Genomic DNA, 23,306 nt, shown 5'->3' on the forward strand with positions numbered 1-23,306 from the left:
GATATTATCCGACTCGGAGTGCAACTATTTTCATTTTTATTCTCATTAGTGATTTTTATCACTAATTATTATGCTGTTGATCAAGACATTAAAAGTCCTATTTCTCAATTTTGTCAAATTGAATCAGCGAATATGGATATGAGCACAATGCCCGAAGAAATGGGTGAAACTATGCACAAAGGAACAGATGCGCACATGGGAATGTCAGAGCACGACCACCATGCCATGATGATCAATGATTTTAAAAAGCGGTTTTATGTGGTACTGTCGTTAACAATTCCGATTATGCTACTATCAACGATGATACAGCATTTTATGGGGGTTAACTGGCAGTTTGAAGGCTCCTCTTATTTACTGTTTGTTTTATCTTCTATAGTTTTTGTTTATGGCGGCTGGCCGTTTTTAACGGGATTGGTTAGTGAAGTGAAGTCGGGAAATCCGGGAATGATGTTCCTGATCGGATTTGCTATAACTGTAGCCTACAGCTATAGCGTTGCGATCGTTTTTGGTCTGAAAGGGATGGATTTCTTTTGGGAACTGGCTACGCTTATCCTCATTATGCTTTTAGGCCATTGGATCGAAATGAGGTCCGTGATGGGCGCGTCAAATGAACTGGAATTATTGGTGAAATTAATGCCCGCTGATGCGCACCTGGTCATGCAGGACATGGTTCATGATGTAAAAACAGATACCCTAAAAGCAAATGACATCATTTTGATCAAGCCTGGCGAAAAGGTTGCAGCGGACGGTATTATCTTGGAAGGCGAGAGTTATTTGAATGAATCTATGCTTACGGGTGAGTCTAAGCCTGTACAGAAAGGGACTGGAGATAAAGTGATCGCCGGATCGATCAATGGAAACGGGTCTTTCAAAGTTACTGTAACACACGCGGCTAATGACTCTTATCTGGCACAGGTGGTTAAATTGGTAGATGATGCACAAAAGTCGAAATCTCCAACGCAGTTATTGGCTGATACCGCCGCTAAATGGTTAACTGTCATTGCGCTTGTAACCGGCATCGGCACATTTTTGTATTGGTATTTTACAGGTCAATCCTTAGCATTTGCCATGGAAAGAATGGTAACAGTAATTGTGATATGCTGCCCGCATGCGTTAGGTTTAGCGGTCCCCTTAGTGGTCGCCAAGTCAACTGCGTTGTCGGCTAAGCATGGCTTACTGATCAAAAACAGGACGGCATTTGAAAATTCAAGAAAGATAACAACAGTCGTATTTGATAAAACCGGTACGCTGACGGTTGGTAAATTTGAGGTGTCAAGAGTAGAATCCCTGCTTAAAGACTTTACCGAAAAGGATTTGATCCGCCTTGCTTCAGCATTGGAGCAAGCATCAGAGCATCCTATAGCGACAGGCATCCTGCAAAAAGCAAAAGACCTTAAACTCTCCATTCCGCCGGGAGAAAACTTTAAGGCGATAACCGGAAAAGGCGTTCAAGCGATAGTAGAAAGTAAAAATGTATCAGTAGTCAGTCCGGGTTATTTAAAAGAAAATAAGCTAATCTTGCCGGAAGGGTTTACTAATGATGACACAGAGACGGTAGTGTTTGTGCTGATAGATCAAAAACTGGCGGGATATATCGCCCTATCGGATGAGATCCGCCCTGAGTCAGCAGCAGCTATTGAAACTTTAAAAGAAATACATATCAAATCTATTCTGCTTACCGGTGATAATAACAAGGTAGCGGCCAGTGTATGTAAAACACTGGGTATGGATAGTTATATGGCCGAAGTATTGCCCCACCAAAAATTAGAAAAAATTAAAGCATTGCAAGCTCAAGGAGAGTTTGTAGCGATGACCGGGGACGGTGTCAATGATGCCCCCGCGCTGGCTCAGGCGGATATCGGCATTGCGGTGGGTTCAGGCAGTGATATCGCTGCCGAAACAGCCGGAATTGTCTTGGTAAATAGTAATCCCAAAGATATTGTTAGCCTCATCTTGTTTGGTAAAGCCACTCACCGTAAAATGGTTCAAAACCTTATTTGGGCTACAGGTTATAATGTGATAGCGCTGCCGTTAGCAGCGGGTGTTTTGTATAATCAGGGCATTGTTTTGAGCCCAGCTGTTGGAGCTGTGCTAATGACCGTAAGTACGGTAGTCGTCGCGATTAATGCTAGTTTTTTAAAAATCAAAACGATCTAACATTAAAGTCTTCGATTATTCCAAAGACTTTAATGTTCATGTAAACCCGGATCATTTCAACTTTTTTTGTATCCGTAACATAAGGGCTTCCTTCATTTCATCAATATAAACCGTTGGACTTGGACGCCCGCATAACCAATCATAAGTATCATAGAAATTGCCTAGGGATATGTTGAATGATCTTTCAATAAACTTCACTATGCTTTTCAGGTTCTTTTTACCGAACGCCTCTGTGGCATGCCAGCTATAGATCAGTTCGATAAGCGCGCACTTGGTCTGTTTCCAGTCAAAGTCCCGGAATTCTGAATCTATTTGCATGATCACATCTTTTTGATTGACTTTTTGAATAGATTGCTCCAAAAATTCCTGTAAAAGTTCACTGGCCAAGACTTGCGCCAGCTTATGGTCATGAGTAGTACTAAAGGTCGGGTCAAAGTCGATCACGCATTGATCCGGGTCAAGATGGACATCATAATTCCCACGTACAAAGTAATACTCATCCAGGTAGGTTGCTTGTGTTCGTACATACTGGTAGAACGATAGATTACTTTCAAAAAAATGGTGAAGTATCTTGATCTCGTTCGCAAAGTAATCTGTTACCACTTTACTGTCGCCGATCGGTTTCCTGATCTCAATATTGAGCAACGACTGGAAAAAGATCAGCTGTGATTTGAATTTGGGTTTGATTTGCTTGAAAAACAAAATCTCCTCAGCGGACGTACCCGGGTCGTTCAATTTACAATAGTCTTTTAATTTTCGGAGATACTTCAGGCAAACATGAATAGACCTTTCCAGTCTTTTGATCAAATGATCTTCTTCCAGTACCAATTCGTTAAGGTCTCTATTCAGGTCTGCATAAAGCCGGTCACTAAATTTAGTTATCATCGTATTCGTATTTGGTTATGAGCTTTGCCACCTGTTAGCCGAAACGGGTGTTGCAAACAAAGCCTGATGCGTATTATTTTTTCATAGTCGTCTATTAAGGAAAATAATTTTTATTTAAGTAATTGAGCATCTTTTGCAGGAAGTCGCGAACAACAGCAGCGGCAGACTGGTCAAGGCTATAGAATGCGCGTCCAAAGCTTTTATGAGAGATATGCTGCTGCTTCTTTGTGGTAAAATGTTCCGTAAAGAAGCGGGTGATCATCGCTACATTCTCCACCGGGAAGCAACCCGTCTTGGAAAATATCCTTATGAATAAAGCAAATTGAGGAACCGATAAATTAAGCGGGAATTTTACGGTTGTAGGTTTAGTTCTTTTTGCTTTGTTACCTGTCTGCTCCTGAAGCCAGGGTAAAATAAATATATCAGTTGAAGGTAGTTCTGGTTGTAATGCTTTTTCAGGACTGACAAAGATGCCTGAAAGCTCCCTGATCAGTCCATCAACATAAGTTTGCTTTTCTTGCTGACCAAACTGTTCGATCTTAGTTAAGACATGTTCCTGGAACCAATTATAGAAATGAAAGGAATTGAAGTTTTGCTGGTATAGCGCACGGGTGAGTCTTTCTGTAGTTGTAGCAGCGCCGAATAGCAACAATTGGTGCGTCATCCGTGTCAGATTCAGCGCTTGTTCAATTTGACGGTAAGAGATACCAGAAAATGATCCTTCTGCTATCACCTCATCAACAGACACTTCCACAACTTCAACCAATGATTTATCGGTAGCTTTATTATAGTTGCTCTGCAGGTCTGATTGAAATGTCTTTATATCCACAGCTAAAAGCTGACAGTGATAAACAGTAGCCTTGTGATCAACATCAAAATATTGATAAAACTGGCTACGGAGAAACTCCAGCACGTTTTCCATTGCTGCATTAACCTGACCGTAAGCATCCGTCAGAGCAGTTCTTAAATCTTCAGAAAGTAATGAGGCTTGCACATGCCTGCTCACCATATCGGAAAGCTGGATGATACCGGCCTGATGATACTGCACATATCGTTTGATGACCTGTTCTTTCGCGCTGCTTAATAATTCATGTGTCCACTTTTTCTTTAGGTCAGCGCATAAAATTTTGATATAAGCAACCTGTCCAGTTATTAGTTTTTGATAACTGGTTTCATCGGTTATACTACTTTCGGTAAGGATAGCAGCAACTGATTTTTCAAGTTCGATGATTTCGGATCTAAGCAAAACGCAAACAACTTGGTTAACAAATAGTTAATAATAAATCGCTGATTTCGGCATTAGTTGCGCGATTTTTTCGAAAATTCGTTAGTAGATATTTCTACGCGGTTAACTTTTGTGCAGTTAAATGCGTAACAGTTGTAAGTACTGTTATTGTAGTGTTTGTGGGATCTGTGCCAGTGGGTGGATCAGTTTCTCCATAGTAGTTTTTTGAGTTAGTTGAATCAAAATCACAAATAGTGGCGATATTTTTATTCAACTTTTTTGATTTCGGTGTTTTCATAACTAATGATTTTTGCTCAAAAATATTTCGGTATAAAAACATAAGGAACTTTGTTACGCTGAGACTGATTTGCTATATGTAGAAAGATGTGAATGATATTTATTTGACATTCTTAAAGTATAATGTTTAAAAAAAAGTCTATCGTTATAAGACATATACTCGTTTGGATATTATTTATAACCTACGAAGTTATATATGTAAAATTCGCTGCTGGGGTGACAGCAAGTGTCTTTCATGTCCTTATATTTTATATTTTAAATATTGGTCTTTTCTATTTTAACGCGAATGTTGTTCTTGATTTTGCATTTTTCAAAACGGCCAAGCCGTATTTAATATCAATATCCCTTACTTTATTGGAACTCTTTGGTTACCTCTTTTTTAAATTTATTTTAGATTATGTGGTATCATCCTCAACTGAATCCCTTCTGATGCAACTGAAAGAAGATGAGAAGTATGTACTAATCAATGTATGGAGAGGTATATATTTTATCGGGTTCAGTATCGCTTATTGGTCTATGCGTTACATGGTTCGCTTCAAAGAACGCAATCATCAGATGGAAAAGGAACAGTTGAAAAACACTGCTAGCACCTTAGAACTAGAAAATAAATTTATGTCGGTTGAAAATGCCTATCTGCAGAATCAGATCAGTCCGCATCTGTTATTCAATTCATTAAACTTTATTTATAACAAAGTTTATAAAGAATCTGCGGATGCGGGTAACAGCGTTGCGCGCTTAGCTGATCTGATGCGCTATTCGCTGGTGAGCGCTGACGATACACGAACCGTTTTATTAAGCAAGGAAGTCAAACAAATGGAGAATCTCATCGAACTTTGCCGCATGCGTTACAATAATCAGTTTTATCTGCGGTTGAAAAAAAAGGGAAAGCTTTCAACAGTGAGTATTATTCCATTGGTGCTGATCACACTGGTGGAAAACATCATGAAACACGGCGACCTGGGTGATAAAAAGCAGGCGGCATCTATTTCGCTGGAACTAGAGGAATCACGTTTACGCTTTCTTACATGCAATAAGATTCGCGATACCAACCTATATCCTAACACAGGCCTCGGGCTTAAAAATATTGAAAAGAGACTGAGCAACTATTACCCGGGCAGGTATAGTTTGTACACAAGTAAGAATGATGAAATATTTACGGTTAACTTAACTATTGATCTATGAATATCAGCTGCTATGTGATAGATGATGAGGCGGGGGCCATCGCGCTGCTATCCGATTATATTGAACGAACGCCGGGACTGGAACTGGTCGGTTCTTCACTTGACCCCTTGATTGCACTCGATGAACTGACCAGCGATAACGCGCCGGACATCACATTCATTGATGTAGACATGCGCTTGCTTTCCGGCCTTGATCTGGCGGGTATGGTAAACTTATATACTACAGTAGTTTTTACCACCGCCTTTCCGGAGTATGCCTTACAGGCTTTTGAAAAAGAGGCATTTGATTATTTATTAAAGCCGATCACCTATGACCGCTTTGCCAAATGTACGCAACATGCCAAACGGAAAATGAAACTTCCGGCTAAGCACGTATACCCTATACGGGAGGATTTTTTTACTATCAAAAGTGAGATCAAAGGGCGCATGGTCAAAGTTAAATTTGATGAGGTCCTTTATATTGAAGGCGCAGTAAACTATATCCAGATCCACACAACGGAAGGTAAGCACATGACCTACCTGACCATGAAAGAGATCGAGCATTATTTGCCAAAGCCTCTTTTTGTCCGTATCCACCGCTCTTTTTTGATTAACGTCAATTACGTGAAGGTCATCGAACGCAGCCAGGTAAAGATGGAAAATGGGGACTCGCTGATCATGGGCGACTATTACAAAAAGCGCTTTCTCGATCTGATGGATCATCATCTGGTTAAAACAGAACGTTGACCCATTTTAGGTTGATCGTTTATTCCGGCCTTTTACGGAAAGCAGGTATTTATGCAGCAGGTAATTACAGATCATTTCCTGCTTGCGTGACTCGTCGGTAAATATTCGGTTTAGGTGCATATGAATGATGCCGCGCAGGTAATCTAAATTTGTGTTATTTCCCATGTATCCCTTAAGGTTGCGTAAACTCTTGATAAAAGCGCTGGCCGCTTTTTTTGATCCACTGTAAAGTGTGTGATCATCCTGTTGAAAAGCAGCCATTATGCCGGAACTTAGTTCGCGGTACTTTTTATCAAGCTCTATTTTAAAGGGTTTATCACTGAATTCAGGTAAGAATTGCTGAAAGCTATTCCATGTAAAATTCATCTGTCCATCCAGGTCGGAGATAAACTGTTTAATGATTTCCTGAGTTGTATAAAGTGCGAAAGCGTGTGTGCTTAATACCGGTTTTATTTTCGCTTGCTTTAGATAATTAAGTACCAATTCGCTGCTGGCTCCAAAAAATGCCTCTGTGTTTTCAATGCCTCCCGCAACGTATCGTTCCAGCTCGCGGCTATAAACGTCTATTTGGAATTCCCGGATCACATGCTGCTGGATTCGGTCTTCCAGTTTTGTTTTAAAAGCCAGCAAAACATCGTTGAAGATGCCCGGATTCAGCTTCAGCCGCAAGCGGATATGTGGGGCATGATCTTCATAGCGGATAAAGAACCATTGCCTGATCCTGTCTTCACCATATCGCCTGTTTAGTAACGGCCTTAACCGTAATAAAAGGCGGTTAATACCGATTTTCGGTGCATATATTTTCAGATAAAGCCATTCGGAACCGGGCACATATTTGCGTTGCGTTTTAATCGTTGATCTCCGCTCAAAAGCTAATTTGGGTAACACTAGTGGCCTGTCGGGTAATAGGTAAGCATTGTATTGCTGAACAGCTGGCTGAACCAGGTACTCTTTAATAACCACCTCTTTTTTCTGCCGGATACAGGCGCAGAAAAACTCGATATCCCGCCGGCTTTCACTGTCGAATATCAATTCCTGATCACCTTCGGTAAGCGAGAAGTAACGGGGCAACCTGATCGTGTCTTTTAGTTTATTGAAAGCATTGGTCACCTGATTTTGATCGTTTTGCTGCAAGTCGCTTAGCCGGTTTTCGGAGATGATCCAGTTTGCCAGGCTCAATATGCTGTCCTTATATTCTACTCTCGGGTAAAAGTGAAGGTTCGGGAACAATTGCCGCAGGTCCAGTCCAAGACCTGACCGGCCATACTGATAAGACAGATCGGCTAAAAAGCGGAACAGCGGCAATTTGTTTAGTCCATGATTATAAGCTGAGGTCAAACGTGGTATAACGATCTTTCGATGCTTTTCAGAAAACAGGATCACCTGATGATCGACTATCCGTAAATACAGATCGGAAAGCCGGACCTGCTGCGCTTCAGGCAGGGTTGATGCTGCGGTGATCGGCATTTCATAATGGTAGAGATGTTCTCTACGATTGACATTATCAGTATGCGGATCGGCCAGGTGCAAAAGTTCTGCGAAGATCGCCTCGGGGTTCAGGTCTTCCAAATAGCGGGCCATTGATCTCGCAGCACCCGCTATTTTTTTATCAGCCACCGTGAACCGGCCCAATAAGGCCGGCGCGTTGATGCCGCCCGCATTTTCGATAAACACTTTATTTTCGGCCACACGAAACAGTACGGACATACCCAGCATTTGCTCTGGATCAGCCATACTTTTCAACCTATGCAGGTCAGTGTCCAGCAGGTTGATCACGGGAACATTTGATTTATCTCGCAGCCAGCATTCCATCAGTATGCCGTGCGCCGCAGACCAGGTTCCGCCTTCCCTTGGTTGACTTCTGTAGGGAATATGCAAGGTTTCCAGTAGCGGATTGTTTTTCTCGGTTTCCGGGAGCTGATATCCGATACCGGCTTCCGGGTCCAATGCCTGCAAAAGCGGCAGTGTCTGTCCCTCAAAATGCTGTTGGAAACTTTTGATAAATTGCGATATCGTTGCGGGTTGTAACGTTGTTGTTAAGCACGCCAGCGCAGCTATACCATCCCGAATCTTTTCCTGGCAATTTATGTCCGGGCCTTCACCAATTGCATCCTGCGTTAAAATAATACTGAGTTTGTCATTCGTGCTTACATTTTCTGGAAGCAGGGCGTTTATGTTTTGTTCTAAAAGAGCTATAGCGGATGGATCGATAGCCGCGTTGCGTTGATCTGTTTTAAGGTTCAACAAACTTGTTTTTGCAGGCCCGTCATCGAGCGCCGCTGTTAAGGTTATCAGGTGATCCTTTCCGGTAATTGGCAGTCGCCGGCAGTTAACCATTAATTGCGAATCGATCAGGAAAACGGCATAATCTTCGGCCTCTGCCGTTGTACATTCAGCCGACCGCATAATTTGTTCAACAATTTTTTGCCTTGTGCAGCCTGTATCGCTTATGGTAAGAAGGTCTTTCAGGACTTTTGAAAAGGCGATTGATTGTAATTGGAAATCCCGTTGCCTGCCTGTTTCATCCGGGCTGGTACGAAAGAATCGGTATTCGTCCAATATCCGATAGATGGAGGGATTAGCCTCATACTCCGCGTCTTTGTTGAGTTCGTTGTCCAGCAGGTGCTTTCCCAGCAAATGTTGAACTGTCATCGCCGGCCGGATATCAGCCTTAAATTTTGGAACTGACCGTTGCGTTTCGGCTTTAGCCGTCCATTCTACAAGGCTTATGGATGAAAACAAGCCGAACGGCGTTGGCCTAAAGCAATAGCGATTAATATATTTCTGTAAAGTATTGGCTTCTTTTGGTGATAGGCTTTCTGTTAGGAAATGCTGTTTTTCTAAGTTTGCATAAAATACAGGGGTAGCCACCCGTATCGCCGCCCTGAAAAAAATATCATCAAGAAAACTTTGTGGATCAGCCAAATAATCTGCCGGGCTTTTAACTGGCCTGCGTAAAAGTATTTGTTGAGCAAATGAATATACCATAATAAAATTTAGAATTGTAATGCAGTTAATTTTCGGTAATTTAGATGGAGGTAAACCAGTTAACCCATACTTAAAGTTTCATCCAGGTTTGTATTTTTTGATATAGTTAATCTATCAAAAACCGATTATCTATATTATATTTTACGAAAATTGCTTATGTTTTGTTGCTTTTGGAGAAACATATTATATTTTAAATTTTAGTATATTGTAAAATTATGAATAGATAATCGGATATATTCCGATTATCGTATTAAAGTTTTACATTTGATTATCATGGATATATTGCAATCATTAATGGATTCTTCTAATCAACCCATCACACATCAGTTACTGATGTCCTGGTTAAAAGATTACAAGCGTCCCAACGATAAGATTAACGCATTGAAGTCGGAAGGCATGATCTCCTCAATTAAGAAGGGGCTGTATATCGCCGGTCCTAAAGTGCGCGCTTCTCGTCCTGAAAGCGGCCTGCTTGCAAATCACATTTATGGGCCGAGTTATATCTCGCTGGAAACCGCATTATCTTATTATGGACTGATCCCTGAACGGGTATACGAGATCAGTTCCATGACTACCAAAGTTTCCCGTGAGTTTACTACCAACGTGGGCATTTTCACCTACACACATTTACCTTTACCGTATTACGCATTCGGACTGCGAATAGTTAAACTAGGCGAAAAGCAGAACGCGATGATCGCCTCGCCGGAAAAAGCACTTTGTGATAAGATCATCAGCACCTCTGGTTTACTGATCAGAAGTACGGTACAGGCGGGCATTTACCTGACACAAGACCTCCGGATGGAGGAATCAGCGCTGAAAGAGCTGGATACCAAAATAATGTCCGGCTGGCTGGATGCCGCGCCAAAAAAAGAAAGTTTAATAATGGTCATTAAAATGATGGAGAACTTATGATCAAGGAATGGTTAGAAGATTACAAACCGGCCAATCAACAGGAAGCCAAAGACGCCCTGCGGGAGATCATGCAGGATATCGCCTTGGCTGGGCTTTCCCGTACCGGCTTTTTTGAAAAGGCCGCTTTCTATGGTGGCACGGCGCTCCGGATATTTTATGGGCTTGACCGCTTTTCGGAAGACCTCGATTTTTCGCTGTTAGCAATAGACCCGGAATTTTCCCTAACCAAATACCAGGATGCCATTTTAAATGAGTTCAATGCTCTGGGTATGCAGGTAGCCATCCGGGAAAAGCAGAAAACAAATAAGGCAAGTATCGATTCTGCATTCCTGAAATCGGAAACCGTTTGGAAGGAATTGATCCTGGAGGGCATCGTACCGCAGAACGGCATGGGCCAGGTCGCCAATATTACCATCAAGATCGAAGTTGACCGTGAACCGCCATTAGGCTTTGAAACCGAAGAAAAGCTACTATTAAAGCCCTTTTCTTTTTACGTTAAATGTTTGACGCTGCCTAATCTCTTTGCAGGGAAAATGCATGCGCTCCTGTTCCGTAAATGGGGAACAAATGTAAAAGGCCGCGACTGGTATGATATGGAATGGTATATCCGCAAAGGTATACCGCTAAACCTGGCACATTTCGTAATCCGGGCGAAAGATAGCGGCGATTGGGATAATGATACGATCGATGAAGCGGAGTTCAGGCAATTGTTGAAGGAAAAAATTGATAAAGTAAAAATGGACTATGTTATCGCTGATATTCGCCGTTTTATCCGTGACCCGAAGGTCCTGGAAATTTGGTCTCCGCAGTATTTCCACGAACTGGTCAGCAAATTGAAGGTTACAGGTTAAGATCAGATCTCCAGGAAATCCACAAGAAAACTGAATAACAGGTCTGTGATCTCCGGCTTGATCTCTTTTCTGGCATTAGGATTAATGGTGACGTATATTTGACGCGCTGCATACGATGGTATACATGACCGGCAACGTTATCTTTCTTACCCTAATGCCGTAGGTATCTGCCTTGCTGTCAATTTCAAGCACAAAATCTTTATCGACCTTTTTTAAAGTCTCTTCAAAAGTGGACTTTAATTGTTCCTCAAATGAAGAGTAGACTTTGTTTTTTAAATTAGGTAACCTGAATTTGAAAGTGCTCATGGTTACGAACATCTTCTCCGGCAGGTTAAGTTCGATCCAGAAACTATCATAAAGCGAAGCGATATTCACCCAAACACCATTAAGTCCTTGTCCAAAACGATAGTTTTGGGTGATGTCCTTATAAATTCTAAACCAGGCCTTTTTACCGTTATCATAAAAGTTCTCGAGGTCATTAAAGGCCTGCTCCAGTTTATCCAACTGGTACTCTTCCAGGCCCGCTTTACCAAAGTTATAATCCTGGCTGTTTTTAAGGTTTTGCCGGTATGACTCGATATCCGCCATGATCAGGTCGACTTTACTTTTATAGGCGTTTATTTCAAGTTCCGTGAATCTATCTTCCATACACAAATCTATATTATTAAAGCTGAGGTCAGAGTGATAATGATGGAGCAAAAGCAGGAATTTGTGCTAATTCATCAAACTTTGACCAGCGTCACTAAATAGGATAACCGCCATCATTCTATGGTTCATAAATTTAAGAAATCTTTGTATCGGCATTTAGTCCGCCTACGGCAGATGTTACTATCAAGAAACTTAGAATAGAAAGAACCTACTATGGAAAAGATACTCGTTACCACCGATCAATCCGTCAATTCAAAAGCGGCTATCCGATTTGCCATTAAACTAGCTAAACAGCGGAAAGCGGAGCTCATTATAGTTTATGTCTATCACCTTTTAAAACCCTTTAACTGGACAGATCGCGCTTTTGAAAAGCATGGAGATAGCTTTAGGGAAAAAACCATGGCAGAGTTAACTTCCTTTATCGCCGACATTTATCATGAGATCCATGAAACCGAAATTCATCATCAGTTGGTATTGATCTCCAACATGGATGTGGTAGATGGCATCATGGAGTACGCAAATAAACATGCTTGCTCTTATATCTGTATCGCGACCCGCGGGGCAGGCATGTTAACCAAAATATTCGGCACACATACCGCTAAACTGATTACTCATTCTCCTATACCGGTGCTCTGCATACCAAGTGCATATCATTTAAAAGAAATAAAGCATGTTCTTTATGCCTCTGATCTGACGGACTACGAAAGCGAGTTGGCCAAAGTAGTTGCATTTGCAAGGCCGATCCATGCGAGCGTAGACCTGATGCATATATCTTATCCCTTTGAGTTTGCCTTTGATAAAGAATTGATGGAGGCGACATTAAAGAAAAAAGCAGACTACGATGTTACAATTGTTAAAAGGCAGAGAGATATTACCAACGCGTTGCTGGAGGATATAGATGATGCCATTAAAGTGAGTAAACCCTCTTTGTTAGTCTTATTTACCCACCAGTCAAGGTCTATGTTTGAAAAACTGTTTTATCCTTCAAATGCGGAGGAATATTCCTTTTATGGCAAAATACCGCTCCTTACCTTCAATAAAAATGAAAGTAATTAAATACGCCTCCTTGCAATCTCTTCATCTTTAGTAATAACACCCTTTCTAATGCTAATGAAATATCCGTTAGACCATCCTTATTCATTAGCGCCCGAAGCAGTAATCGCGCAGGTTCAATCCGACGCCGTTAAAGGCATCACCCAAAATGAAGCTGGAAAGCGCTCCAAAACCTATGGCCTCAATGCTTATAAGGTGCAAAAGCAAAAAAGTATTTGGTGGATCATGGTGATTCAGTTCAAAAGCCCTATCGTTTATTTACTGGTATTTGGCGCAGCTGTATCTCTTTATTTTAAAGATGTATTAGAGACTGTAGCCATACTGGTCGTCATTGTGATCAACGCTTTTATTGGCTTTTTCATGGAAATGCAAGCCAGGAGTTCCATGAATGCGTTAAAAAAAATGGATGTCATTCTGGCTGAAGTGATCCGCGATGGTAAAACAAGATCTGTCCCTTCCGAACAATTGGTGCCTGGCGATCTTGTACCGCTGGAAGCCGGAGATATTATCCCTGCTGATGGCCGTTTGGTAGCAGTGAACCGTTTGCAATGCGATGAGTCTTCCCTAACGGGAGAATCTCTCCCTTCCGATAAAACTATCGGGGAGTTGAGCGCAGATACGGTTGTTGGAGACCAGCACAATATGGTTTTCAAGGGAACTTCTGTTATCAACGGAAACGGAAAGATGGTGATCACCGGCATAGCAGCGCAGACTGAATTAGGCACGATCACTACCCTGGTGGAAAGTGCAGCTGATACCATTACTCCGTTGGATAAGAAGTTAAACAAATTAAGCCGTAAACTAATTTGGATCACATTAGGTATGACCGCCATCTTCGCGGTATCAGGTTTTATTCAGGATAAGCCACTTTTGACGATCATTGAAACCTCTATTGCCCTTGCCGTGGCTGCCATACCAGAGGGCTTGCCAATCGTGGCCACGGTAGCTTTATCTTATGGTATGTTATTAATGGCGCGACGAAACGCCATCGTGAAGAAACTTTCGGCAGTAGAAACACTGGGAAGTACGGGTGTGATCCTAACGGATAAAACCGGCACCTTGACAGAGAATAAAATTTTAGCGGACACTTTCGCTTTTCCCGATGAAAGTGTGAAAGTTCATATAGAAGATCATGAACTGAAATTTCCGGACGGGGCGATCAAATCAAGCGCTGAAAACTTTGATAAACTCTTATTGACAGGCATCTTATGTAATAATGCCGTGGTCAATGTCAATGAAACAAATAAAAGCAAACTAAAACTTTCGGGGGATCCGGTTGAAGTGGCCTTGCTCCAGCTTGGTATGGCCGCAGGGTTAGACACTTCAGCACTCCTGAAAAAGTATGTACGTATCGGCGAAGTACCCTTTAGTTCGGAGAGCATGATGATGGGCACGTTAAACCGAACACCTGACGAGGATTTTGTAGCCGCCAAAGGATCGGTGGAACATTTGCTGGAAAAATGCGGCAGGATACAATCCGGCGAACATATCAGGGAGATGGATAGCCATTCGAAAGAAGAGATATTACTCAAGTCAGAGCAAATGGCAGCTTCAGGATTGCGCATATTGGGGTTTGCTTACCGGTTGGAAAAAAAGCTGGATCAACGAGATTTTATGACTGATCTCATCTATATCGGTATGGCCGGATTCCTTGACCCGCCACGCATGGATATCAAAGGGGCGATTTTAGACTGCCGTAATGCTGGGATCAAAGTGGTCATGATCACGGGCGATCACCCACAAACAGCGTTGAACATTGCCCGAAAAGTTGGACTGATCGAACAAGATAACAAAAACGTGATCACCGGTATGGAGTTGCCGAAAAGCGGTCTGTTAACTAAAGCATGGCGGCAACGCATCCTGGATACCGCTGTCTTTGCGCGCGCATCACCCAAGCAAAAGCTGGAAATTGCAGATGTGTTCCAGCAGGACGGCTCCATCGTTGCCATGACCGGTGACGGGGTCAACGATGCACCGGCGTTAAAAAAAGCGGATGTGGGGATCGCGATGGGTATACGAGGAACCCAGGTAGCCAAGGAAACTGCCAGTATTATTTTAAAGGATGATTCATTTACTTCAATTGCCGAAGCCGTTGCGCATGGCCGAGAGATCTTTCAAAACATTCAAAAGTTTGTGGTTTACCTGGTATCCTGTAACCTGAGCGAGATCTTTATTGTAACTTTATTAGGCGTCGTCACACCTGCCGCTACTTTACTTCCCCTGCAAATCCTATTCCTGAATATGGTGACCGATATCTTCCCCGCGTTGGCGTTGGGCTTGGGGTCCGGCGATGATACCGTGATGCAGCGACCGCCCCGCGACCCTAACAAGAATATTATCACCAACGAGAATTGGCTGGTCATCGCGCTATATTCAACAGCCATGACGTCAGCAGTAATCCTTGCGGTGGTTTATTGTCGCGAGGTACTGCACACGGATGACCGGGTAAGTAACAATGTGGCTTTTATTACACTCACCTTCACGCAGCTGTTTCATGTATTTAACATGTCTTCTTCGGGGTCGGCTTTCTTTAAAAATGAGATCACCCGGAACAAATTTGTCTGGATCGCGCTATTTATTTGTAGCGGACTGACTTTAATGGTGTTTGCTGTTCCCGGGATGCGGCTTGTGTTGGGATTAGCGGTACTTCCAATCAAATTATGGATAACCGCAATAACCGTCAGTTTGTTTCCGTTATTCGTTATTCAGTGCTGGAAAGCTTTTCAAAAATATAGGCTGCATAAATCACTTTAAAACATCAAGCCGGTTTTTTGATGGTCGGTCATCTCCCAGCAATACGCCCCATTGTTGGTAACGTTTGGTATGATCAAACAATATTTTTAATAAAGATAGTACCGGCATAGCCAGGAACATGCCTGATATACCGGCCATGGTTCCGGCAACAATGATCCCGACGATAGAGACCAGTGGATTGATCTTGATCTGCGACCCAACGATACGTGGCATCAGGATATTGTTATCTAATAACTGTACAAAAGTGATTGCTGCCAATACGATCAGCACGTCGGTAATGCTTTCTGACGAGGCAAGCGTTAATAAGATACCGAGAATATTGCCGATCAACGCACCGAGGTATGGAATAAGGTTAAGGAAAGCAAAAATAATCCCGATCAGTAAAGCGTTTTGGATACCAAATACCCATAGAGACCCTGCAAGTAAAACGATGATATACGTAATCTGGATCAGCAAGCCAACCAGGTAGCTTTTAACCATTTTTTCGGTCTGCCGGACAGCTTCCTCTACATTTTGATACTCATCTTTTTTAAACCACATCAGCACGAATTTTAAAAAGAGGTTCCTGTAAAGCAGGATCAGGTAGATATAGATGGGCAATAAACCAATAAATATTACGATTCCGGACAATGAGCCCACTGCGCCGCTTAACAAGCCGCCAAGGGAACTGAATAATTTTTTGCTTTGTGTGTTGATAAATTTGAGCTGTTCCGCCGGTGAATAGCCAAATGAATTACTGATCCAGATACTTAAATTATCAAAATGCTTGGTTACAGTCCGCTGTATTTGCGGAAAATCAGCTATCAGTGCGCCTACCTGGCTGGAGAACAGCCAGATGATCAGTGCCAAAACAATGGTTAGCAATAGGATCGGCAACATAACGGCAATTGCTTCCGGAAATTTTAGCTTCCTAAAAAACCGAAAAACCGGTAATAGCATAAGGCTAAAAAAAATGCCATTAAAAGGGGCATAATGATTGTATTGCCGGTGACAATGATCGTACCTAAAACAAAAAGCCCCACTAATTCTATAGCACGTTTTACAGTTACAGGCAGGCGTTTAATTTCTGTGTTCATAATAAAATAGCCTCGTAGTTATATGAGCTTAATCGTTGTCTTTGCCATTTCCACCATTTGCAGGTAACACCGAGTTGTTTCCAATCTCGGTATGCCTGATCTGTCCTCCCAAATAACCTGTTCTGGCAATAAGTCCAAATCCTATGAGAGAAGCAACCAATGCGATTAAAGCAAGCGGCCTCACCAGCGAAGGGCTTTTCCAGGTCACAAAAATCCCGGCCATTGATATTACTCCGACGACGATCAAACCGACCAAAGATGTCAGCGCAGATTCAGCATGTTCTTCGATGGTATTTTTAGAAATTCCTTGTAAATGCTCGACGGTCTCTTCTGCGCCTTCACCGGTTGCATAAGCGATAACGGCTCCAATGGCAGAGATGATCAGAACATTATAAGCGGCGATTAATGTAGTGTTGTTTTTCTCCATATTCCATGGATCAAAACGAACCCTCCTAAAATAGAACCGAATATCGGCAGATGGGTGATCAGTAAATGGATGTGTGTTTGACTCATGATTTTTTATATCCAAGGTAGGTGCAAATAGCTGCACAAATGTGATGTAGATCAGGCATCTTAATGACATTGATCACTACATAGAACTCATAAAAGGTCGAGCTTTATAATATGAAAAACTCCCGTTATTTACTTGCCTTATTCGCCTTGTCCGTTATTATTAGTTGTAACCAGGGCAAAAAAGATCAAACCAAAATGATAGATAGTTTGACCTCGATGTCAGGTACCCGAAGACCAGATAAACAGTGTTTTGTCGCCCTTTTTGAAAAGGACAGTGCAAGCCTGACGCTTCATAATGCCCCGGGAGGGAAAGTCACCGGAGAATTGTATATCAAATACCATGACATCAAAGAAATGGCCCTGGAAAGCGATCTTAATATTGGCAAGATAGAGGGGGAGTTTAAAGGCGACACTTTATTTGCCAATTACAGGTTCACCAGCGGGACGATGAATAAAACAGTCTATTCTAACCCGATTGCGCTGCTCGCCGAAGGCGATTCCCTGACATTGGGTACAGGTGTGATTGTAAGCTATATGGGACGGTCCTCATTTGATAAAAAGGCACCGCTCGTATTTAGCAAAAGCAAGTTTCATTTTAAACCGGTTAGTTGCAAATAATTGGCTAATGAGATACCATACATTTGTGACAGACTATGACGGAACCATTGCTGAAAATGAACGGGTTTCCATAGCAACGATAGAAGCATTGAGCAGACTGAAAGCCACCGGCCGCAAGTTGATACTGGTGACCGGTCGCGAACTGGATCAACTCCAGTATGTATTTCCTGAGTTCGGAATATTCGATATGATCGTCGCGGAGAACGGGGCTTTGATCTACAGCCCGGCCAGTAAAAAGACGGCATTATTGGGAAACAGGCCTCCGGAGGCTTTCATTCGGTTATTACAGGATAAAAATATTCCTTTATCGGTCGGTCAGGTGATCGTAGCGACCTGGGAACCACACCAGGAAGTAGTGCTGGAAGCGATCAGAAATTTCGGCTTGGAATACCAGCTGATCTTTAACAAAGGTGCGATCATGATCCTGCCGCCGGGTATTAATAAGGCAACAGGTCTGCATGCGGCGCTTATTGAACTTAACCTTTCGGAACATAATACCGTAGCCGTGGGCGATGCGGAGAATGACAATGCTTTGCTCGAAGCGGCGGAATGCGCAGTGGCGGTAAACAACGCTTTACCGCTATTAAAGGAAAACGCGGATTGGGTCACCAATAACTCGCGCGGTGCGGGTGTAGTAGAACTGGTCGAAGAATTGTTAGCCGACGACCTGCTATCGTTGGATCCCAAATTAGCCCGCCATTTCCTGCCATTAGGTAAGAAATCCGACGGCACTGCATATGCAATTAGCCCTTACGGAAAAAATATTCTACTGGCAGGCACATCGGGTTGTGGTAAAACAACTTTTACCGCGGCGTTTGTGGAGCAGCTGATACTGAAGCAATATCAATTCTGCCTGATTGACCCAGAAGGCGACTACCAGGACCTGCCCGGCGCACTCACTATTGGTGACGGTAGCCAGCCGCCGCTAACAGATCATGTGATCAAGGTACTATCACAAACATCTGAAAACGCGATCGTTTGCTTTTTAGCGATACCATTGGGTGAACGTCCTGCCCATTTTAAAAGATTGTTAACCGAACTGGTCCAATTGCGCGAGTCGACAGGCCATCCGCATTTTATCATTATTGATGAAGCGCATCATTTGCTGCCAAAAGAAGATCGGGAGATCGTTAGTGCATTACCGGAAAAGGTTACCAATATCATGGCTATAACGACCAAGCCGGAACTACTTTCCAATGCTTTCCTGCAGCGCATTAATCTGGTTATAGCAATGGGAGATTGCCCGGAGCAAACGATGGAATCTTTTTCAGAGCTCACGAGTGCCGCTATTCAAATTTCGGATAACTTAATCCATCAAAGAAACGGTGCTTTGGTATGGCAAAAAGAACAAAAGCTGTCTTTTCCTATAACGGGCAATATACCGGCGAAATTTCTGATGCGCCATAAACGTAAATACGCGAGCGGTGATATGTATGCGAATAGCTTCTTTTTTACAGGGCCGAACCATAAACTCAATCTTAAGGCCAATAATCTGATGGTTTTTATACAAATGGCCACCGGCGTAGATGATGACACCTGGCTATATCATTTGCATCGCCACGATTATTCTAACTGGTTCCGCAATTCTATTAAAGACCCGCAGCTTTCCGACCATTCAAAATTGATCGAAAACGCTGGAAATGATCCTGGTTCATCGCGCAGGCATATATTCAAGCTGATCATGAATACTTACACTTCGCCGGCCTGATCTTTTCGTTCAATAATTAAACATATAATTTGAGATCCATGACCTTAGATAAATTAAATATAACAGGTCTCACCGATCTCGAAGTGAACGCGGCCAGGTTAAAATATGGCCCGAACAGCCTTTCGTTCAAAAAAGAAAATGGGTATATTGACGCCGTTAAAGGCCTGGCCAAAGAGCCGATGGTTCTTTTATTGTTGGTTACCTCGGGCATTTACTTTATCAGCGGAAAAACCGGCGACGGAATTTTTCTGGCTTCAGCTATCGTTGGTGGCCGGCATTTCCTTGTTCCAGGATTCCCGCAGCCGCAATGCCCTCGAAAAATTAAAAGATCTTAGTCAGCCTAATTGTAAGGTGATCAGGAACGGTGCCGTCAAAGAGATAAAAAGTGAAGAGATCGTAATTGGCGATAGCCTGTTGGTTGACGAAGGATCTTCTAATGCTGCCGATGGTACGATCATACATTCCAATGATTTCTCGGTCAATGAAAGTATTCTCACCGGCGAATCATTAGCAGTGTATAAAGACCTCTCGGTTGCCGAGCCTTTCGTATTTCATGGCACAACAGTTTCCAGCGGCTCAGCCGTAATCAGTGTAACAGCCATTGGCAACGGAACCCGACTGGGTAAGATTGGCAAAAGCCTGGAGTCAATCGTTGCCGAGCAAACCCCGCTGGAAAAACAGATCAACAATTTTGTAAAAAAAATGGTGATCGCCGGTGTGATCGTTTTTTTAATCGTTTGGGGTATCAATTACTTTCGCTCGTCAGATATTTTAGATAGCCTGATCAAAGCGCTTACGCTGGCCATGAGCATCCTGCCGGAAGAGATCCCGGTGGCGTTCACCACCTTTATGGCGCTCGGGGCCTGGCGGCTGATGAAGATGGGGATCGTGGTCAAACAGATGAAGACCGTTGAAACGTTAGGTAGCGCTTCGGTGATCTGTACGGATAAAACCGGTACGATCACGCAAAATAAGATGAGCCTGGCCAAAATTTACACCCTCCGGGATCATATTATAAGGGACGCTGCCGAAGAACTAGACAAATCCGAAAAGGAATTGATCAGCCTGGCCATGTGGGCAAGTGAGCCCATGCCGTTTGACCCAATGGAGATTGCGCTGCACAAGGCATACGCTAAGGCCGCTGCGGTAGATAAAAGACCTGATTATGAATTGATCCATGAATATCCCTTGAATGGACAGCCGCCAATGATGACCCATATTTTTGAAGATAAGTCAGGCCTGCGAATTATTGCAGCGAAGGGAGCCCCGGAAGCGCTGATAAAGGTTAGTGATCTTTATGGTATTGAAAAAGACCGCATAGAGACTGCACTCAAACAACTGGCTGAAGCCGGATACCGTATTTTAGCGGTTGGGCAGGCCATTTTTGAAGGAAATGATTTTCCGGCCACTCAACAGCAGTTCAAGTTTATGTTTAAGGGCCTGGTAGCCTTTTACGACCCGCCTAAAAAAAATATCTCTGCAGTTTTGAATGGGTTTTATCAAGCAGGCATCGCCGTGAAGGTTATTACGGGTGATAATGCGGAAACCACCAGGGCTATCGCCGGGGAAATTGGCCTGCATGGTTCCGGAGATGGAATAACCGGCGATGAACTGATGAAGTTGAGTGAACACGAACTGGGAGAAAAAGTAAAATCTGCCAGTATTTTCAGTCGTATGTTCCCGGATGCCAAGCTAAAGATCATCAATGCCTTAAAAGCTAAAAACGAGATTGTTGCCATGATTGGCGACGGGGTCAACGATGGCCCGGCATTAAAGGCAGCACATATCGGCATTGCCATGGGTCAGAAAGGCACCGAGATCGCTAAACAAGCGGCGTCATTGATCCTGTTGAAAGACGATCTTTCTACATTGGTAGATGCTGTAGCCATGGGCCGCCGGATCTATGCCAATCTTAAAAAAGCCATTCAATATATTATATCCATTCACATACCTATCGTATTAACCGTATTTCTTCCCCTCGCATTAGGCTGGATTTACCCCAATATCTTTTCGCCGGTGCATATCATTTTCCTGGAACTGATCATGGGGCCTACCTGTTCCATCATCTACGAGAATGAGCCTATGGAAAGGAACACGATGTTGCAAAAACCCCGCCCGTTCAGTTCTACTTTCTTTAACTGGAAGGAATTAACCACCAGTATCATCCAGGGATTAGTCATTACGGCCGGAACGCTGCTCACTTATCAATATGCTGTCGCCAAGGGCGCTGATGAGCAACTTACCCGCACAATGGTGTTTACCTGCCTGATCGCCGCCAATATTCTGCTTACGCTGGTGAACCGCTCGTTTTATTACTCACTTTTGACCACCATCAGGTATAAAAACAACCTGGTTTTATTGATCATAGGCATTACCGTGCTGATCTTAATATCGCTTATCTACTTCAAGACTTTAGCAAAGTTCTTTGGCTTCGAACAGTTGAGCATAATAGAACTGTCGTTAAGTGTCGGCGCTGGCTTCCTGTCGGTAATATGGTTTGAACTTTTTAAATGGAAGAAACGGTTCTCCGCCGGCCAGGCTAATAAAAATAAAACCACATCATGACCAGAAGAAAATTTTTTTATGTATTGGGAGGATCGGTAATTACATCAGGTGTGACGTATTATGCCTTCAGCGACAGGAGCAACTATGTGAGAGCTGATTTAAAGCCATTAACCGCTTTCACCAAGCGCTTAATGGCTGACGAGCGGCAGATATTACACCTTGCTTCCCTTGCACCAAGCGGCCATAACACACAGCCCTGGCTGATCAAATATCTGGAACCCTTTCATTGGATCATCTGCAATGATAAAAGCAAATGGTTGCCGGCCGTTGATCCAACGCAGCGGGAAACGATGTTATCTATCGGCGCATTTATTCAAAATTTAGAGTATGCTGCGGGCGACCTTGGCTATAAATGCCGATTCGATTTAATAGCCAATACCAATCAGGACGAAAAAGTAATGGAAATTAAACTGTTGCAGGCCGGAAAGCCAGTCAGGTACGAGTCCAAAAATATGATACACCGGCGTACAGTAAGATCAAATATACTTTCCGATGCATTAAAAACGGATCATATCAAACTATTGATCGATAACGAACCGGATCGTATTCACTTTATACCACGGACAACTAAAAATTATCAGTACCTGAACGAACAGACTATTGAAGCTAACAAGATCCAATCCTACCGTAACACCGCTCAAAAGGAACTGGCGGATTGGATCAGGTTTGCTAATAAAGATGCAGAAAAATACCGTGACGGCTTAACCCCTGGTAGTATGGAAATTGATGGCTTATCCGGTTGGGTGGTCCGAAATTTTTATGGCAGATCTAACGTAATGAACAAAAGTTTCAGAGATCAGACTATCGGCCAGGCAGAAAATCAGGTAGCCTCCTCTGCGGGCTGGTTCTTAATAACTAGTAAAGATGCTTCTGTCACCAATCTGATTGAAACAGGGAAGCGGATGCAAAGGCTCTTCCTCAAAGTTCGGGATAAGAATATTGCAATACACCCCATGACCCAGATACTGGAGGAGCCTGTTATTCAGCATAACCTAAATGCATCTATAGGTTTAACAGATCCGGTGCAATTTATATTACGAGCAGGGTATGTGAAGGATTACCCCGAACCTGTGTCTTTAAGGCGGCCGGTGGACTGGCTGATATATTAGGTGCATTGGCATTCAATAATTAACATCAAAAACATATAGC

Annotated in this window: 16 protein-coding genes and 2 pseudogenes; 11 read left to right on the top strand and 7 right to left on the bottom strand. The window is 43.0% G+C overall.

Features of this window, described 5'->3' with window-relative positions:
* The first annotated feature begins 147 nt into the window (after positions 1–147).
* Positions 148–2,157: an ATPase gene (locus A0256_00355; GenBank protein ID AMR34382.1), complete on the top strand. Its 2,010-nt coding sequence runs from the start codon at positions 148–150 to the stop codon at positions 2,155–2,157.
* A 51-nt stretch (positions 2,158–2,208) separates the two neighbouring features.
* Here A0256_00355 and A0256_00360 read toward each other — a convergent pair whose 3' ends face one another.
* From A0256_00360 to A0256_00370, 3 genes are all read right to left on the bottom strand, one after another.
* The gene (locus A0256_00360) at positions 2,209–3,042 is read right to left on the bottom strand and encodes a hypothetical protein (GenBank protein ID AMR29975.1); all 834 of its coding nucleotides are present in this window, start codon (positions 3,040–3,042) and stop codon (positions 2,209–2,211) included.
* Positions 3,043–3,136: 94 nt separating this feature from the next.
* A complete protein-coding gene (locus tag A0256_00365) occupies positions 3,137–4,288 on the bottom strand; it encodes a hypothetical protein (GenBank protein ID AMR29976.1) in 1,152 nt (383 codons plus the stop codon).
* 94 nt (positions 4,289–4,382) lie between these two features.
* Positions 4,383–4,565 carry a hypothetical protein gene (locus tag A0256_00370; protein ID AMR29977.1) on the bottom strand — a complete coding sequence of 61 codons (183 nt, stop codon included), beginning with the start codon at positions 4,563–4,565 and terminating at the stop codon, positions 4,383–4,385.
* 122 nt (positions 4,566–4,687) lie between these two features.
* Between A0256_00370 and A0256_00375 the strand changes: the two genes are divergently transcribed.
* Positions 4,688–5,746 carry a hypothetical protein gene (locus tag A0256_00375; protein ID AMR29978.1) on the top strand — a complete coding sequence of 353 codons (1,059 nt, stop codon included), beginning with the start codon at positions 4,688–4,690 and terminating at the stop codon, positions 5,744–5,746.
* Positions 5,743–6,471 (top strand): hypothetical protein, encoded by a 729-nt coding sequence (locus A0256_00380; GenBank protein AMR29979.1) that lies wholly within the window; start codon positions 5,743–5,745, stop codon positions 6,469–6,471. The genes A0256_00375 and A0256_00380 overlap by 4 nt, the downstream gene beginning before the upstream one ends.
* Before the next feature lie 6 nt (positions 6,472–6,477).
* Here A0256_00380 and A0256_00385 read toward each other — a convergent pair whose 3' ends face one another.
* On the bottom strand, positions 6,478–9,459 hold the full coding sequence (locus A0256_00385) for a hypothetical protein (GenBank protein ID AMR29980.1): 2,982 nt from the start codon (positions 9,457–9,459) through the stop codon (positions 6,478–6,480).
* A gap of 273 nt (positions 9,460–9,732) precedes the next feature.
* On the opposite strand from A0256_00385, the gene A0256_00390 reads away from it, so the two are divergent.
* Together A0256_00390 and A0256_00395 are read left to right on the top strand one after the other, a co-directional pair.
* Entirely contained in the window at positions 9,733–10,371 is a 639-nt protein-coding gene (locus tag A0256_00390; protein AMR29981.1) for a hypothetical protein, read from the top strand.
* Positions 10,368–11,222, top strand: a complete 855-nt coding sequence (locus A0256_00395; protein ID AMR29982.1) for a hypothetical protein — start codon at positions 10,368–10,370, stop codon at positions 11,220–11,222. The genes A0256_00390 and A0256_00395 overlap by 4 nt, the downstream gene beginning before the upstream one ends.
* Before the next feature lie 81 nt (positions 11,223–11,303).
* Here A0256_00395 and A0256_00400 read toward each other — a convergent pair whose 3' ends face one another.
* Positions 11,304–11,870: a hypothetical protein gene (locus A0256_00400; GenBank protein AMR29983.1), complete on the bottom strand. Its 567-nt coding sequence runs from the start codon at positions 11,868–11,870 to the stop codon at positions 11,304–11,306.
* A 213-nt stretch (positions 11,871–12,083) separates the two neighbouring features.
* Here A0256_00400 and A0256_00405 point away from each other — a divergent pair, with 213 nt between their 5' ends.
* Together A0256_00405 and A0256_00410 are read left to right on the top strand one after the other, a co-directional pair.
* Entirely contained in the window at positions 12,084–12,926 is an 843-nt protein-coding gene (locus tag A0256_00405) for a hypothetical protein (GenBank protein AMR29984.1), read from the top strand.
* A gap of 48 nt (positions 12,927–12,974) precedes the next feature.
* Positions 12,975–15,677, top strand: coding sequence for an ATPase (locus A0256_00410; GenBank protein ID AMR29985.1), 2,703 nt, complete (start codon positions 12,975–12,977; stop codon positions 15,675–15,677).
* Here A0256_00410 and A0256_00415 read toward each other — a convergent pair.
* Positions 15,669–16,753, bottom strand: a pseudogene (locus A0256_00415) (AI-2E family transporter). The gene A0256_00410 and the pseudogene A0256_00415 overlap by 9 nt on opposite strands.
* A gap of 28 nt (positions 16,754–16,781) precedes the next feature.
* Positions 16,782–17,336, bottom strand: coding sequence for a hypothetical protein (locus A0256_00420; GenBank protein ID AMR29986.1), 555 nt, complete (start codon positions 17,334–17,336; stop codon positions 16,782–16,784).
* Between the two features lie 41 nt (positions 17,337–17,377).
* On the opposite strand from A0256_00420, the gene A0256_00425 reads away from it, so the two are divergent.
* The 4 genes and pseudogenes from A0256_00425 (at position 17,378) to A0256_00440 (ending at position 23,266) form a co-directional block, all read left to right on the top strand.
* Positions 17,378–17,884: a hypothetical protein gene (locus tag A0256_00425; GenBank protein AMR29987.1), complete on the top strand. Its 507-nt coding sequence runs from the start codon at positions 17,378–17,380 to the stop codon at positions 17,882–17,884.
* Between the two features lie 7 nt (positions 17,885–17,891).
* Entirely contained in the window at positions 17,892–19,592 is a 1,701-nt protein-coding gene (locus A0256_00430) for a haloacid dehalogenase (GenBank protein ID AMR29988.1), read from the top strand.
* Between the two features lie 38 nt (positions 19,593–19,630).
* Positions 19,631–22,157 (top strand): annotated as a pseudogene (locus A0256_00435) (haloacid dehalogenase).
* Entirely contained in the window at positions 22,154–23,266 is a 1,113-nt protein-coding gene (locus A0256_00440; GenBank protein ID AMR29989.1) for a nitroreductase, read from the top strand. The pseudogene A0256_00435 and the gene A0256_00440 overlap by 4 nt, the downstream one beginning before the upstream one ends.
* The last annotated feature ends 40 nt before the right edge of the window (positions 23,267–23,306 follow it).

Origin of the sequence: Mucilaginibacter sp. PAMC 26640, assembly GCA_001596135.1 — a bacterium.
Lineage (GTDB): Bacteria > Bacteroidota > Bacteroidia > Sphingobacteriales > Sphingobacteriaceae > Mucilaginibacter.